Annotated in this window: 16 protein-coding genes and 1 other annotated feature; of the genes, 1 reads left to right on the top strand and 15 read right to left on the bottom strand. The window is 29.0% G+C overall.

Annotated elements, in window-relative coordinates:
* Window positions 1-346 precede the first annotated feature (346 nt).
* Window positions 347-1030, top strand: a complete 684-nt coding sequence (locus ABWP20_RS16395; RefSeq protein ID WP_353097264.1) for a hypothetical protein — start codon at window positions 347-349, stop codon at window positions 1028-1030.
* A 272-nt stretch (window positions 1031-1302) separates the two neighbouring features.
* Here ABWP20_RS16395 and ABWP20_RS16390 read toward each other — a convergent pair whose 3' ends face one another.
* The 15 genes from ABWP20_RS16390 to ileS all read right to left on the bottom strand — a co-directional run bounded on the left by ABWP20_RS16390 (window position 1303) and on the right by ileS (window position 16345).
* Entirely contained in the window at window positions 1303-1755 is a 453-nt protein-coding gene (locus ABWP20_RS16390; RefSeq protein WP_353097263.1) for a hypothetical protein, read from the bottom strand.
* Between the two features lie 5 nt (window positions 1756-1760).
* Window positions 1761-2132 carry a protein rep gene (locus ABWP20_RS16385; RefSeq protein ID WP_353097268.1) on the bottom strand — a complete coding sequence of 124 codons (372 nt, stop codon included), beginning with the start codon at window positions 2130-2132 and terminating at the stop codon, window positions 1761-1763.
* Window positions 2133-2213: 81 nt separating this feature from the next.
* Window positions 2214-3206 carry an effector binding domain-containing protein gene (locus ABWP20_RS16380; RefSeq protein ID WP_353097262.1) on the bottom strand — a complete coding sequence of 331 codons (993 nt, stop codon included), beginning with the start codon at window positions 3204-3206 and terminating at the stop codon, window positions 2214-2216.
* Window positions 3207-3343: 137 nt separating this feature from the next.
* Complete coding sequence (uppS, locus tag ABWP20_RS16375) at window positions 3344-3985, bottom strand: polyprenyl diphosphate synthase (protein WP_353097261.1); 642 nt, start codon at window positions 3983-3985, stop codon at window positions 3344-3346.
* Between the two features lie 347 nt (window positions 3986-4332).
* Window positions 4333-5016, bottom strand: coding sequence for an aspartate/glutamate racemase family protein (locus ABWP20_RS16370; RefSeq protein ID WP_353097260.1), 684 nt, complete (start codon window positions 5014-5016; stop codon window positions 4333-4335).
* 192 nt (window positions 5017-5208) lie between these two features.
* Window positions 5209-6450 carry a S8 family serine peptidase gene (locus tag ABWP20_RS16365; RefSeq protein WP_353097258.1) on the bottom strand — a complete coding sequence of 414 codons (1242 nt, stop codon included), beginning with the start codon at window positions 6448-6450 and terminating at the stop codon, window positions 5209-5211.
* A gap of 95 nt (window positions 6451-6545) precedes the next feature.
* Window positions 6546-7043 (bottom strand): hypothetical protein, encoded by a 498-nt coding sequence (locus ABWP20_RS16360; RefSeq protein ID WP_353097256.1) that lies wholly within the window; start codon window positions 7041-7043, stop codon window positions 6546-6548.
* 275 nt (window positions 7044-7318) lie between these two features.
* Complete coding sequence (locus tag ABWP20_RS16355) at window positions 7319-7900, bottom strand: DUF4269 domain-containing protein (protein WP_353097255.1); 582 nt, start codon at window positions 7898-7900, stop codon at window positions 7319-7321.
* 94 nt (window positions 7901-7994) lie between these two features.
* Window positions 7995-8576 carry a hypothetical protein gene (locus ABWP20_RS16350; protein WP_353097254.1) on the bottom strand — a complete coding sequence of 194 codons (582 nt, stop codon included), beginning with the start codon at window positions 8574-8576 and terminating at the stop codon, window positions 7995-7997.
* Window positions 8577-8918: 342 nt separating this feature from the next.
* Window positions 8919-9653, bottom strand: a complete 735-nt coding sequence (locus ABWP20_RS16345) for a hypothetical protein (protein WP_353097253.1) — start codon at window positions 9651-9653, stop codon at window positions 8919-8921.
* A gap of 814 nt (window positions 9654-10467) precedes the next feature.
* The gene (locus ABWP20_RS16340) at window positions 10468-10911 is read right to left on the bottom strand and encodes an AAA family ATPase (RefSeq protein ID WP_353097267.1); all 444 of its coding nucleotides are present in this window, start codon (window positions 10909-10911) and stop codon (window positions 10468-10470) included.
* 374 nt (window positions 10912-11285) lie between these two features.
* On the bottom strand, window positions 11286-12041 hold the full coding sequence (locus ABWP20_RS16335) for an alpha/beta hydrolase (protein ID WP_353097251.1): 756 nt from the start codon (window positions 12039-12041) through the stop codon (window positions 11286-11288).
* Between the two features lie 329 nt (window positions 12042-12370).
* Entirely contained in the window at window positions 12371-12568 is a 198-nt protein-coding gene (locus ABWP20_RS16330) for a GNAT family N-acetyltransferase (protein WP_353097265.1), read from the bottom strand.
* Entirely contained in the window at window positions 12517-13083 is a 567-nt protein-coding gene (locus ABWP20_RS16325) for a hypothetical protein (RefSeq protein WP_353097250.1), read from the bottom strand. The genes ABWP20_RS16330 and ABWP20_RS16325 overlap by 52 nt, the downstream gene beginning before the upstream one ends.
* A 160-nt stretch (window positions 13084-13243) precedes the next feature.
* Window positions 13244-16345 carry an isoleucine--tRNA ligase gene (gene ileS, locus ABWP20_RS16320; protein ID WP_353097248.1) on the bottom strand — a complete coding sequence of 1034 codons (3102 nt, stop codon included), beginning with the start codon at window positions 16343-16345 and terminating at the stop codon, window positions 13244-13246.
* A gap of 233 nt (window positions 16346-16578) precedes the next feature.
* Window positions 16579-16824, bottom strand: a binding site (T-box leader).
* Window positions 16825-16941 lie beyond the last annotated feature (117 nt).

The raw sequence follows: 16941 nt of genomic DNA, 5'->3' as shown, positions 1-16941 counted from the left end.
ATTCTTTTCTTTTATTTAAAAATTTGTTCTTGACATATTACCAGATTGCTTTAAATAAAATAATTTTTTTAATGTAATTAATATACATCCAACAATAGGATAACATTAACAGAAATATAAATCAAATAATCTTAGGATATTGCTTTTCGCCTTCGTCATAAAATTATAGCAGATGAAACCACTCTCTAATTCTATAAACAGTAAAAAAGAACCTAAGGCTTCAGGCTCTAAAGATAAATATATCCTTGAAATGCTTATAAAAAGCCGCATAAGACAATATCTGACAAGCTTTTTTAAATGTCTATGCTATACTATATTAAAAATATCAAAAAGGAGATGATTTATTATGTTAAAATTTAAGAAAAGCATTCCTTTAATAATGGCATTTATTATGCTGTTTTCTACAACACATGTTTTTGCAAATGAAAGTACAGAAGAAATATCTGAGTCTAAAATTAGAGCTACTGTATATGTTGAATTAAAAGAGACCTATACTAATGAAAACTTCTTTAACTTATATTCTCCAGAAGAAATAAAAGAAATAGAAGAGGTATTTAAACATGAAATTATTTACAATGACGATACTGTTAATATCATAAGTAAGACAGTTGTAAATCCTAAAGTATTCCCAGAGGGCTTAACTGTATTTGCAGATGGAGTAGAAATACCTATAGAAAATGATGGAACCGTACTTATACCTGTGGACACTAAAATAGTATCAAGATATCAAAATGTTAATTCAACTACACTCTTAAAAAGAAATAATGAAGATGCCAACAATCCACTTTTAATTACAGAACCTAATATAAAAAATAAAAATAATCCTGAAATAGTATTCTCAGACGATGTAGTAAATGTTTTAAAAACTATGCAAGAAAAAGCTGATGCATATAATGAAAATGTTGAATTACTTAATAAAATAACTCCTGTTACAAGCCAAAGAAGAGTCGAAACTAAACCATATGGTTCAAAATATTATGAAGGTGATGATGTTCATTGTAATAGATTTAATGGACCACAATCAGACTAGATACATTATAACTGGAGAGATCCTTTACAGTTAGATAGAGCACTCAAGAATTTCAGAGGTAGTGATTGTCAAGCAGCACTAGCTGTAGGAAGTGGTTGTCCAACAAAAGGACCAGCATATTGCAATGACAAATATGACCCTGCTTGGTGTTCAAGTTTTACAATATATAAAACAAAATCAGGGACTATTAAAAGGTGTCCTAGCACATTTCACAAACACGAAAATGGAGCAGCTTCAGGTAATTGGGCATAATTATTGAATTTAAAAGGATACTAGATAATATCTAGTATCCTTTTAAATTCAATAATAGAACTATAATCCTCTATAAAGTACCAAACATCATAACCATAAAAACTAATAAAATTATTTTTATAAGTTTCACCTAAAAATAAAAACATTAAATAATAATTATCTTCAGTAAAAACTTTTAAAGCATATTTGTATTCAATATCTTTTTCAAATATCTTTCCTTGATAAGTATGAGAAGAAAAAAACATTTTATTTATAATACTTAATGAATCCATACAGTTTATTTCTAATAACAGTTTATTATTATTATTAAACTTACTTATATCTTCAAATTCATATACTTCTATTTTCTTAACATTTTTAATATGTTCCAAACTTCTTCGATTATCTATATTAGGTGTAAAATAAAGATAAATCATAAATATAAGAACAATACAGAGGTATAATATTTTAATTTTTCCTCTTAATTTATTCATAAATACTAACTCCTTAAAATATGATTTTTTATTTGTATCAATTCATAATTCTTAAAACCAACATTCCACTGATATCTTAAAATTATTTCTGTTAAATCTTCTCTTAATTCTTCTTCATTATCCGTATTAATTAAATCTCCATCTTCTGTATCATCAAGATTTAAATTTTTATGGACATCTTTAAAAATAAATCCAAAACTAGTTAATCTCTTTCTATGTAATGCCAAGTCTAAGGTTTTAACAACTTGATCCGTTAATTTTTCATCTATCTGTCCGTTTTCATTTTTAATTATAAAATCCTCGAATTTAACAGTATATTTTGCAACCTCTACAACTTCTTTTCCCTTGTTTTCTCTTAGCTTTCTAACACCAACAATATGAAAGCAGATAAATACTATCTCGTGTATTTATTTTCAAATATAGAATAGTATAACGAAAGAATGAATGACCCTCGCAACCTACTTTTGCTCTTTCAATTTTATTGGGCATAATAAATCAAGTTGATATTCATCACTTTCTGGCCAATTAAGATTATAATGATAAACGTAATTAAGATGCTCCTCAAGTAATCCTCCCATACATTCACCACCATCATCAGAATAGTTTGCTTCATATTTAGGGTTATTTACAGTAACCCAATTTAATAACCACTCCCATTCATGAAAATTTCCTAAAGTGATCATATGTGCTGCATATAATCCACCCCTAAAATACTTCTTCTTAAGAGGAGTTGGTACTAATATGTCTTCAGGAATTGTAACCCATAGTTCATAACCATAATCACTTCTATCCTTAGTTGGACACGGATGATTAAAACCAAATACACGAGCATCTGACTTAATTCCATAGAGGTTACTTATTTTTAGGAATTCTTCTAACTGTTTTCCTGCATTTTCCTCAGGATTTTCTCCAATATAATGACTTGACGCTACTGTAAATGGTGGTAAATGAATAATCCTAACATTTTTAAGTGTTGATAGATTTTGTACTGCCTTGTTTAAATCTTCCATTGACTTTTCCTCCTTAAAACTAATTTTTTGTAAGGATAAGGACTCAATTGCATCAAGTATATAATCATCACTTAATATGCCAAGTTTCAATTTAAGATTTGTTTTCTTCTGCAAGATTTCAATAAGGCGGTTTAAAATCACTTTAATTGTTGATAATGCAGTTATTTCATCTTCTAAATCGGTTAAGTTCTGCTTGAATATTTCAATTGCTTGAACTGCGTCTTCATTATCCAATATGTCACCAATTTGTTTTAATGGAATACGTAGCTTTCTTAAAATGACAATTTGTTGCAAACGTAAAATTGCATCCTCATCATAGCTACGATATGCATAACCTTCTTTTTTGAAACTGACCAAAAGCCCTATTTCTTCATAATATCGAAGTGTTCTCGTAGAAACTTTAAAAGCATTTGAAACTTGACTAATTGTTTTTAATTCCATAATAAATTCCTCCTTACTTAATAAATAAGTATAAGGTACTACACGACGTCAAAGTCAATAGAGTTTTTGATAAAAATGTGAATAAGTTTCTTATTTCTTATATTAATAGCTTTAATGTTTCTTTTGAATATCTAAATTTATCTATTGTAATAATCAATGGCTTCCAATAAATGTTCTTCTTTAAAATCTGGCCATAAAGTCGGAGTTATCCATATCTTAGCCTTAGCCGATTGCCATATTAGAAAATTACTCAATCTATATTCTCCACTTGTCCTAATAATTAAATCTACATCTGGCGACCCTGCTGTAAATAAATAATTATTAAAAATATCTTCATTTATATCTTCAATATTAAGTTCTCCACTCTCTACTGAAGTTAGAAGACTTTGAACTGCACTGGTAATTTCCGAACGTCCTCCATAGTTTAAAGCTATATTTAAAATCATACCACAATTATTTTTAGTAAGCTCTTCTGTTTTTTTAATTTCATATAATAATTCATTTGAAAGATTATCTACAATTCCTATATGACGAACTTTAATATTGTTAGATGCATCTTTACCCAACTTCCTAAAAAAATCAATAAATAAATTCATTAAAAAATCTACTTCCTCTTTTGAACGTTTCCAATTTTCAGTTGAAAAAACATAAATAGTAAGAACTTCAATACCTAATCTAATACATGTTTTAGTTATATCTTTAATAGGTTCAGTACCTGCTCTATGCCCAAATGTCCTTGGTAATCCCCTTTTTTGTGCCCACCGTCCATTTCTTTCCATCACATATTACAGCAATATGCTTAGGTACTTTAGCTTTCTCAGGTTTAATTATATTATCCTTCATCATATTTAATTTTCTCCCTCTTGCTCCTTTTTTTAAATATTATATTAGTCTTGAAGCTACATCATATCCACTCATTTCTTTGTGAATAGAAAGGCAAGCAATCATAACACCATTAGCACTTTTATTTCATATTGAAAATCCTAGCATTCTTGATATATCTAATGAAAATATCTCAATAAATCCTAATTCCTCGTCATTATAATATTCAATATATCTAACTAAACTACCTTTCTCCATATTTCTTCTAAAAACTTTCTATATAATATTAGATATTGATAGCCTTTTATTTTAGATACTCTTTTATTAACGATTCAGCTAGGGCATGGGATGAATCTATAAAATTTACCTTATCTTTAAATTTGTTTTTTAAAACACTTAAATCAGTACATGCTATAATAATATCCTCAACACCCTCTTTAATAGTATCTTGAACTAATTCATCCCAATATAAATCAATTTCAGGTATTTCTTCTTTCTCTTTAATCATTTCAATTATAATATTTATTTTTTTCTGCCAATCACTCTTAAATATAAATTGATTGTGTGAATTTAACATTTCTTTTTGATATAACTCTGAGCTAAAGGTTGATTCCGTAGCGAATATAGTTATCTTTCTATCTGAACCTATTTTTTTTATGGTTTCATCAACAATGTTTAATAATGGAATATTTACTCTTTCTCTTAGTTCATTAAAATATATATGGGCAGAATTACACGGCATAGCAATACAACTAACACCTGTTGATTCAAGACGTTGAATCCCTTCAATTATTGTTTCCTTCATTACCTTATGATTAATTGGACGATCTAAGTAAAATGGTGTAGGTAGCGAGTAAATCATAATATGTGGATAATCTATATCATATTTTGCACCATATTGAATTTGGCATTGATCTAGTACTAATTCAAGAAAAGGTGATGTGGATCTTGGTCCCATTCCAGCTAATATTCCTATTGATTTTTTCATTCCATATGTCCTCCATTCTTATGTTGCTTTTACTTATATAACTAAGCATTTACCTAAATTTTATGAAATAGAATAAACCTTATACTCCCTATTAAAATATTTTTTTATAAGAGATGGTGGCACTACCATATCTTCAGGAATTGCAACCCACAGTTCATAATTATCTCGACGCTGTTTATACAAAATTAAGTACTACTTTATCTTTTCGATTTCTTCAATCAATCTTGGTGGATTAACTATTTTCCCGAGTTGTTCTTTACTGTTATCAACAGATATTGTATCACTTGTATCAAATGCCACTTTCCAAAAAACTTCAGGTGTAATATTAGGCTTAACTTGGCATGCCAATGCATATAATCCTGCAACATAAGGTACTGTCCAGCTTATACCACCTTCTTTATAGAAAACATAATCCTCAACACCTGTAGGACTTGCTGTACATCTATAATCCATAGGGATTAAAAGTTTATTATTTTCATATCTTTGATTCTTCCAAAAATCTGCTCTTGTAAATGAAGTAATATCATCTGGACTTTTTAAAGGGTCACGACTAAGTCCTAAATACGGATCTCCCTCTACGTATACAGTATAAATCCCTTCCTGTTTTGCCTTCTTAATAGACTCCAATGCTTTTTCATAGCCATTCATTTGTTCCCAAATCCCTAAAGAAATTGATATAACTTTAATTTTTTTCTCTTTAGATAATATCCTATTAATCTCAACAATACGGTCTATTGATTCCGCAACCCACAAAAGATCCAACTCACGTTCTCCTTGTTCATTATAATATCCATGGGTTTCAGCAATATAATAAAGATCTGCTTCAGGTGCTACTCCAACGGTTTTACCCACAGCAATAGATGCAACTGCAGGTCCATGCATTTGTGCTTCTTCATCAAAACAATGGATTTCTTCATACATTTTTAACTGTTCTTTATATTCTACATGATCAACTAATAAACATTGATCTATTATGGCTAGACCAATCCCTTTTCCAGTAACCCCTTTGTTGTGAAGTTCTCTTAATCCTAATCCAGGATTTTTCCCTAACTCCATTATCATTTGAGGGTCAAAGTTATCAGGTAATTTATCAGGCCATTTAGTATTGCTGTCAAAATTAGCATTAAGTAAGTCATTAAGCCTTTCTGATAAATCAAGATTCGTTAAATCACTGCTTCTTAAATCTACTTGCCACATTTCATCTGAATCTGGATTATAGCTTGGCAACTCAATCATCTTTCCAGGGTTAATCAAGGAATAGTCTGCCATATTGGATTTTCTAACAATACCTAGTTCATTGTTTGGTGAAAGTAAAGTCCTATATCCTTCTGATTCTGCCGATGATTCTAATGATTCTGTTTGTATTGTCTTAGACTGAGTACATCCAACCAACAAAATTACCATTGCTATAAATAAACATAAAAATCTTTTCATCTTAATCCTCCTTAATCTTATATTATATAAAATCTTACCTAGAAACTACATATAAAATACTGCATTCGTTATTAATATTAAATTATAAAGCCTATTTAATAATATTTCTTCTCATATTTAGGTATTGATGCATTAATGAACCCTGCTGTAAAAACAATAAGCATCATTGCGTATGAAATTATCGTTACTATATTTCCATCTACTGCATCTGTAAATAACCTTGCAATCTTAAACCCCCATCTTACAAATCCAAGCATGTAATCTTGTGATATTACAGCAATAAAGACGTTTCTATTTCCAGCATCTACAAAAATAAACTGCCAGATATATAAGATTATTGAAATTCCCCATATAATATTGCCTAAAATAAAGCTCTTTACTTTATTCATCTTCAAACTTCCAAACTGTTTACCTACGTAAAACCAAAAAAATATAGAAACAAATGGCCATAAAGATAAAAGTATATCTGCAATATTTAACAATATTGAGAAATTCAGTCTGATTCCACAGACCGTTAAGATACCAATTATTTTACTAACTAAAATAGGAACTATTAATAATAAAATCAACTTATAATTAATATTTCTTTTCATTCCATCCTCTCCCCTGTATAAAAGTTTAATTCTTAGTTAAGAATCTTTCATTTTATAATATCTAACGAGTAAAATTAAGAACTTATAATTTTCTAATATTGTTCTTTAGATGCAACTTCTATTTTTATATACTGCTCTATCACTATAAGACCCATAGTAAATAAATATTTTTTGGTACTTTTTATAAAAAATATAATATCTCTTATTCCTTATTTAATTTGATATTTAATACTAGATGTATTAAACGAAATTACTAATACCTTTAATTTTTATTATTACTCAGTATTATCAATCTCTTTCCTTAAAAACCTAAATAATTCTTCCTCTGATAATGATGATAATCTTAGAATTTCTTCAAATGGATCACCTTTTAATCCAAGATATTTTGCAAAAGCTGGTTCTGTTTTTATTCCAGAACTTTTTAGCTCCTTTATTTCCTCTTTTAATTTTTCCCCACCTAAATCAAGTATTCTTTTTTCTATAATCATGTGGAGATAACCATTTTGTTTATAAACAGACTTTGGCTGTCCAAAAATTTCTATGTAAAAATCATCACACCTAAAACTAGAAAATGATGTTTCCAATCCTCCAACAAACTGTCTATTAATATAAAATGCATCATTGTTTTTATAAGATTGTATTATTGCTTTTTCAAAAACATCATGTTCGTGGACTTCACAGATAATATCTAAATCACTATTATCTATATCAATATCTATAGGAATTGTGCCAACTAAAATTGGATTATAATCATTTAATATCTCAAATAGTTCTAATTTTCTCAGCAAATTATAAGCTGATTTCTGTCTAGGATTTCCCTGTTTTAAATAATTAATATTACTAAATTGATTTTCCAATTTACATCACCTACTTATGAGTTTTCATATATTACTCTTCCTATATGATTGTTTAATTAAGCTGAGAATGTATTCTAACTTTTCATCTTTAATTCTATTTAGAATCAGATATAGTTATTTTAAGACTGGATTTTGCTACATCTAAATTTGAAGATTCATTTATTCCGAATTCTCTAAATACATTTTTAATTATAGAATCAATATTATCTTCGTAATTTTTATCTTTTTTTATCTCTTTCGCAATCTTTCCCAATAGTTTGACTATTTCTTCTTGGCTTAGATCTCCAAAAATTTCTTTCTCTAAAGAACAGTCATACTGAATTGTTATTCCATTATACCAATCTTTTTCCTTTATAAATAGCGTCCACTTATTATCAATCAATGCAACAATATTGTCTTCGTATCGTGCATACTTAGAACCTACTATTTCAAAATTTGCTTGACCATTCTCAGTTGGTGTTTGATAATACCCTACAGTTGATATGATCTCTCCAATAATTGCACTTTCGTCAATTTCAGCAGGAACTTCATCTCCTGTACATATCCATATATCACCATCAACCATAATTGCACCTAACAAATTTTCTTTCAAAACTTTCTCTTCCCTATCATTGCAACCAGCAATCAATGATGCTATACAGATAAAAATTATAGTGAATAAAGAAATTCTCTTCATAGCTTAACCCCCCTAGTGAACTTTACTTACTGGATTCATATGTAGAAAACCATACTTTTTGTATTTCCACATATACAATCTCATGTCTAATACATATTTAACTATTGGTATTCGCTATCATAAATTATATGGTCATGTTAGCATAATGATCTGTTAATATCTATCTGATCTTACCGACACCCTTATAATATTAAAATATCTTTTACTAATCTCTTTAAATAGTTTATAGTATTATAATCTTTTTAATGTTTTCTTTATACTTCTCTTTGATGACTTTATCGGAGATTCAATACTATAATATCTTATTTAAATATAACGAATTAATAATGATTTATATTATATCTAATCCCTAAAATACATTGTATTAAAATCTTCATCTTGATTTGATTTCTCCAATATCTCATTTAAATAATCAATACTATTCTTCTCAAGCCAGTTATGTAATTCATGTCTACTTAGCATATAACGGAACCTCCTATCTTCTGTATTCCCTTCATAGAATTCTTCTGGTGTATCCATTTCATTTAATGGTATTACATTAATCCCATTATCCGTTTTTTCTATATATGTTTCTTCACTATACTGCTCACGATAGTCATTTTGCAAAGCTAAGCCTTCATCAAACCAAACGGGAACTATTGAAGAATACCATAGCTTTCCATTATATAATCTTGCATGTGTCTCTGCATGCGTTATTTCATGTGCTAATATATCGACATTAAAATATTTAGATGAAACTGAAATATAACTATATGCTTTCCCAAAAACTGTTGTCATTGTATCATGATCTCCATTCAGTCTATCTATTACTTTCTCATCATCACTAAGAATTATAACTGGACTACTTTTTAGCTCACCATGAAAATCTTTTACCCATTTCTTAGCTTCCGAAGTTACCTTCAAAATTGTTTTTTCATCCACACTATAATTATTATAAAGGTATATATTATCATCCAGCTCTTGAAAGTCTCTTAATGGTACGGTCATTCTATACCCTAAAGCAGTAAATTGAAAAAAATACATTCCTAAACCAATGATTATTATAGCAATCAATAATTTTAATAATTTTGAATTCATTCTTTCCCCTTTCTCCCCTATTATTGTCTTAATGACATATTTACCAGCAGCTTCATGGCTTAATAATGAACAATATATTACACACTTACTACTAAAATAAATTAAAGTCTATTTTCACTAGAATTCTACTCTGATATTAGAACCACTTAACATTTTAAGGCTTATCGATATCGGAATTCCCAATATTATCTATTTCCGATTTCGATAAGCCTATATTATGCGAAGTTAAGTTAATAAATCCTAAAAGTTACAACTAAAAAAGGCTTTTTAATTTTAACATCTTAATTGTAGTGTTCCTAATATAAACTCTCGTAAATCTACAATTTTCATGCTTTTATAGATGTGTCCAGACCCAATAACTTATCCACCAATCGCAACAATTATTCCCATTTTGTTTCTTTCCCTTTCTATCTATTTCTTATAATTACAATATATTCATCAATTGCCATTTCCAAAACATTAATGATGCATCCTTACTCTTTAAAATTAGTATCCCTCTATAATTAACCTACATCTCATCCACTTTACTAAGAAATCTTCTTAATGTCATTTTAGCTATAACCCATACCACTAGAAAGCCTATGGTAACATAAATGTAATTAAAATTAATTCTAAAACATATTAAAATTCTAAATGCAAAGATAAAGCTATTAAGAATGCTATTCTTCAAGAATATCAAAAAATATTCTCTTCAAATCAAATTCACCTCTCAGTCTATATAAATCATTTGACATATATTTATAAATATATGTCAAATGATTTTCCAAAGATATTATCTACCTTTTCAACTTCATTATTATCTTAATTCCTATTATTACTTAAAACAACATTTATCTCTTTGCATGTTTTTTTCAATCAATATATGGATATCATCAATAGAATCTAATATTATTTCATTCTCTAAAAGCTCTGTTTCTAAATCTTTATAATGTATTTTAAACTTGTGGAAATCTGTTATTAAATTGTTGGGCTGCGGATTTAATTTTCTTTTATTAAATCTTTCTGCCCAAATTTCTTCATTGCTACATATACATAATATTGAGATAAAATATCCTTTCTTACTTTTAACCCATCTTTTGAACTGCAATACCTGATCTATATCATGAAATCCAGCATCAACTATTATATCAATACCATTTGATAAATTTGTTTCAATAATTCTGTATAAAATATCATAGCAAGCTTTATTTCTTATTTCATAATTTTCTATGTAATGAGCTATCGAATCATATACATCATCTTTCCGAACTACAGGAATGCTAACCTTGATGATAATGTAGTCTTTCCTACACCTACTTTACCCCTAAATAAGATAACTTTAGCCATAAATATCTACCTTTCTGTCCTTTATATAATAAATTACTATCAAAGCTAAGCCTCATCCTTTATTCAATAATTTGATGTATAGCATAAAAGTAACATGTAATTATTAAAATTGTTCTTTATATAGCATCTTCAGTTCATTTATCACACCACTCAATAATTTATAAGATTAATTAATACCTTCAACGTAGCTTCTATACCAGTGAAGAGATATGGTACTCATTGCCCTAAAATTGTACTCTAATGCACTCTTGCACAAATACATTGTTATAGGATGCTTTAGCCAACGAAAACTTATATCCCGCAATATTAACAAAGGTGCTTTGTAAACCATTCAGTAGTTAATTTAACTACTATATCAAAATGTTCAAGGAAACTATGATTTGCTCCATCAATAACTTCTAATTTTGAGTCACTTGAAAGCAATGTCATTGCTGTTCTAGATCTTTCATAGAGCAACTTTTCTTCTTCGTCATTATTACCATGAATTATTAAAACTGGGCAGTTAACATCTTTTAATAACTCTTTCTGATTAATTAACTCAAAATCTTTTAGAATCCTTTTATCAATTACAATCTTTTTTCGTACTTCTTGTGGTGTGTGCTCTGTTAAATATCCTTTTTCCTCCAATTCTTGCATTTGTTCTTTTGTAAAGAATTCATACCAGTTATACTTAATTGAATCAGTTCCAGCACCTAATAAAACCATTGTTATTATTTCAGGAGTATAATTTTTTAAACAAATAACAGTTCCAAGACTATGCCCATACAGTGCAATTTTTTTATATCCCTTCGACTTTACAAATTGAATTGCTGACTTCAAATCATCCACTTCTTTTTCAACAGTCAGAATATCATCATCACTTTCTCCACAACCACTAAAGTCAAAAAGTAAAGCACTGTAACCTGATTCATTAAATGCCGTAGCAAGCCTTTCAAAACGTCCCTTTGAATGTTTGTTTGACATAAAGCCATGACACATTATAATTATTGATTCAGAAGTAGATGGGTATAGGTGCCCAACTAAGTTTAAGTTTCTTGAGTTTTTAAATCTAACTCGTTCCATCATCTTTCCCTCCTAGCAATTCAGCTTAAAGCTTAAATCCTATATTAAGGTATACTATAACGGTTCTAGTTGCCGACTCCTGCAAAGTATGAGCATGCGTAGTGAATGGCAACATTTTGTTAAGTACTACTGCAATCACCCCCCCATTCTTTAGCACTATAAAACCTTTTCTCCCTTTCATTTCCACACAAAAATTCTTACAATATACTATTCTACAAATTTTGCTAAACTCCTTCTTTTATTACTAAATACTTTTTAGTGATAAATAAGGCAAATAGTTTTCACCATTTGCCTTGTTTCATAAAAATATATAAATCTTTCCTCATTGTTTAAACTTGAAAACTAACTTGATCTACTATTCCACATTCTACAAAACCAATATTCTTATATATATTATTTGAAACTGGATTTGATAAATCAGTATAAAGCATTAGCATTCTATTCTCCTTATATAAAATTTTACTTAGTTCACTAACTAATGCCCCTGCATATCCTTTTCTACGATTTGATGGGGAAGTATATAAGATCTTGTCACTTTAATTTGTTCCTCCACTATCGTACTGATTCCAAAGCAATCTTGTATAAAGCCTACAAAGAATTCAGATATAATATCCACATCATCCAAAGATGGTTTACTAATTGAGCCCTTAACATTCATTGGAAATTTTATACTTGGACAATAATAGGATTCCATGGACATTGATATCTTCCAAGTTATATTCTTTCTCTTTGCATAATTTTCTGCCAAGATTTCAGCTATTTCTGGTTTTGCAATAAACTCTAAATTACTTTGATTTTTAAACAAATCATAGAAATTATCTTCTAATTCTTTATATTCTTGTTCTTCTATATCTTTATCAGTCCATATCCATATAGGATACTGTGGTGAAAATTGTGCAATAATAACTTTTCCATTTTCACTTCTAATTAAAATAGGATTCTCAGACTCCCTTATACTATGCATCAAATTGAACCTAACTTCTTCTGTTATAAATGGTTTAGTGTCAAAAACATCTGAAAATTTATCAAATGATATCAGCATGGTAATTTCTCCCTTTTAAAAGCTTCTATGAGTATATATTATTTTTTATGAAAATACTTAGAATTAAATTGCTTTTGAAAAACCAAAAGTAAATAAGAAGTTTCCTGTTAGTTATAAACAAGGTAGATAACTTTTGCTATCTACCTTGTTTTAATTTCTATTATATTCTTTCTAATCTTATTCCTGTCATTTGACCGTTTAAATCTTGCTTTTCTATATTTTCATCTGTTACTCTTTCTATTAATTTAGCTAAAGTTTCTGACTTAATGAACTCTTCATATTCATCCAATGCTGCTTTGATTTCGTCAGTTCCATCGTAGAATATATTAATATTATCTAAGACTTCATATCCGTTGCTCTTTCTCATCTGTTGAACCTTAGATACAAATTCTCTTGCATATCCTTCATTGATTAAATCAGGAGTTAGAGTTGTATCTAAAATTACAAATAGATTGTTCTCCATAGCCACATCAAAGCCTTCTTTAGATGATATAGTAACTAATACATAATCTTTTTCTATTTCAGTATCTTCTCCATCTAAGTTTAATATTATTTTTTCCCCAGATTCTAATTTTTCTACAGTATCTCGGGCATTTAGTTCATTTAATGCTTTGCCAAATGATTTAATTCTCTTTCCAAGTATTGAACCTGCTACTTTGAAGTTTGGCTTTAAGGAATAATTCATAAATTGGGATAAATCTTTTTCAAATACTACTTCTTTAACATTTAGCTCTTCCATTATTAATGGTACTAAATCTTTTATTATTTCTTCATATTTCCCATCTATTACTACTTCTTTAAGTGGTTGACGTACTTTTATCTTTACTGACTCACGAGATGCACGCCCAAGTCCAACTAAATTCCTTACTAAATCCATCTTCTCTTCTATTTCTCTATCTATAAGCTCATCATTTACTTCTGGATAATACGACAAATGTACTGATTCATCTTCTGTCAGGTTTTGATATATTTCCTCGGAAATAAATGGCACAAATGGAGCTACCATTTTACATAATCCTACAAGTATTTCATATGTTGTATTATATACAGCTTTTTTATCGTCATCTAATTCTGTTGACCAGAATCTCCTTCTATTTCTTCTGATATACCAATTAGATAAATCCTCTATTACAAACTCTTGAATATCCCTTACTACTTTTGTCAACTCAAAGATATCCATATTCATCTTTACTTCCTTGAGTAAACTGTTGTATTTTGAAAGTATCCATCTGTCGATTTCTGGTCTATCTTTGTATTCTATAAAAAATTCTCTTGGATTTATAGCATCAGTATTTGCATATAATGAGAAGAAATTATATACATTTCTCAGTGACCTAAAGAATTTACTTTCTACTTCCCTAAGACCATCTTCGTCAAATTTAGTTGGTGTCCATGGTGGTGATACATAAACTAAATACCATCTCAATACATCTGCACCATATCTATCAAATAATGCAAATGGATCTACTGTATTCCCTTTTGACTTAGACATTTTCTTTCCTTCTTTGTCTAATACCAAATCATTTACCAATACATTTTTATATGGTGACTTTCCTGTTACAAATGTTGATATAGCTAAAAGTGAGTAAAACCATCCTCTCGTTTGGTCTATACCTTCACAAATAAAATCTGCTGGGAATAATGAATCAAAATCTTCTTTGTGTTCAAATGGATAATGATGTTGCGCAAAAGGCATAGCACCACTATCAAACCAAACATCTATCACATCTTTTTCCCTAGTCATAGTGCCATTACATTTTTCACATTTTATATGAATATTATCAACATATGGTCTATGAAGTTCTACATTCATATCTATATCCTCAATAGCCTTTTCTACTAATTCTGCTCTTGATCCTATGGAAATTATATGACCACAATCACTACATCTCCATATAGGCAATGGTGTACCCCAATATCTGGATCTTGAAATCGCCCAGTCATTTAAATTTTCTAACCAGTTTCCAAATCTTTTTTCTCCTACGAAATCTGGATACCAATTAACACCATTGTTATTCTCTATTAATTTATCTTTTAATTTAGTTATTTCTATATACCAAGAAGGTTTTGCATAATATAATAGTGGAGTTTTACATCTCCAACAATGTGGATAATTATGAGCTACTTTTTCTTTCTTATATAGCTTTCCTTCTTCTTTAAGCCATTTTATTATATCAAGGTCTGCATCCATTACAAATTTACCTTCCCATGGAGTTTCAGTAAATTTCCCATCTTCTGATACTGGTTGAATAACTGGTAAGCCATATCTCATTCCAGTGTTATAGTCATCTTCACCAAATGCTGGGGCAGTATGAACTATTCCTGTTCCATCTTCAGTCGTTACATAGTCTGCTATTGTTACAAAAAATGCCTTATCCTTTACATTTATAAATGGAATTAGTTGTTCATATTGAATAAATTCTAGCTCCTTACCTTTTAATTCTTCTAATATTTCGTAGTCTTCACCTAATACTTTATTTGCTAGAGTCTTTCCTACATAATAGATTTCATCATTTTGTCTAACCTTTAAATAATTTTCTGCAGCATTTACAGTTAAGGAAACATTAGATGGTAAAGTCCAAGGAGTTGTAGTCCAAGCTAGGAAATATTCATCTTTGTCTTTTAATTTGAACTTTGCTATTACTGTATCGGTTTTTATTTCCTCATATCCTTGAGCAACCTCATGTGAAGCAAGCCCTGTGCCACATCTTGAACAATATGGTAGTATTTTATGTCCTTCATATATTAATCCTTCTTTATTAAACTTATCTAGTATCCACCATACTGATTCAATATAATCATTATTCAAAGTTATATATGGATTATCTAAATCTATTAGATATGCCATTCTCTCCGTCATATCTCTCCATAATTTTTCATATTGGAAAACAGATTCTTTACATTGTTTATTAAATGCTTCTAATCCATAGGATTCAATATCATGCTTATTTTTTAAATTTAGTTTCTTTTCCACTTCAATTTCTACTGGAAGGCCATGAGTATCCCAACCTGCTTTTCTCTTTACTTGATATCCTTGCATAGTTTTATATCTACAGGTTAAATCCTTTAATGTTCTAGCCATTACATGGTGTATTCCTGGTTTTCCATTTGCTGTTGGAGGTCCTTCATAAAATACATATGGTTTTTTCTCATCTCTTAAAGTAACTGATTTATGAAGCAAGTCTATTTCTTGCCAATATCTGCTAATATTATGCTCTCTGACCTTTATAGGTTCATTTGATAATTCATTAAACCTTTTCATATTTCCCATCCTCTCATAATAAAATCATCGCAATTTCGCAGCCAAATACGTTTATTTCCTTAGTTTACCCACATGGTAATTCAGTAGTCTTTTAAGGCTCACTATCACTCATATTAATTTAGTGACACCTCTTATTTAAAGGCAATATTAAGGTTGGTGCTCATTGCGTTTGACCTATATCAACTCACTATCGTTCGTTGTGTTAGGTCATAAAAAAGCCCCTAAGTCTTAGACTTAGGGACGAAATTTCCGCGGTACCACCCAATTTACAAAAAGTAAATAGATACTTGTTGTCACTCAATAAGTATAACGTCTTCACGTAATACCTTACATACTAACACAGAACTATATGTTTATATTAGCCTTCAGGTATTAAGCTCAAAGGTGATTTTCACAAAATTATTTATAATAATCTCTCACCAAATGATTATCTCTCTTTAATAAATTCATTTTGCTACTGTCCTTATCAAAGCATATATTTTCACTTGTATAATAATATACTTTATTTGCAATTATTTGTCAAGAAAAAGCATGATAAATTTATATATATAGTTTGCAACAAAGATTTTACATTTGAACACAAAGACGATTTATGA

The organism is Tissierella praeacuta (genome assembly GCF_040396155.1).
Taxonomy (GTDB): Bacteria; Bacillota; Clostridia; order Tissierellales; family Tissierellaceae; genus Tissierella; species Tissierella praeacuta_A.
Note: the sequence above shows the minus strand (reverse complement) of the source record. Positions and strands in the feature narration are given on the sequence as shown.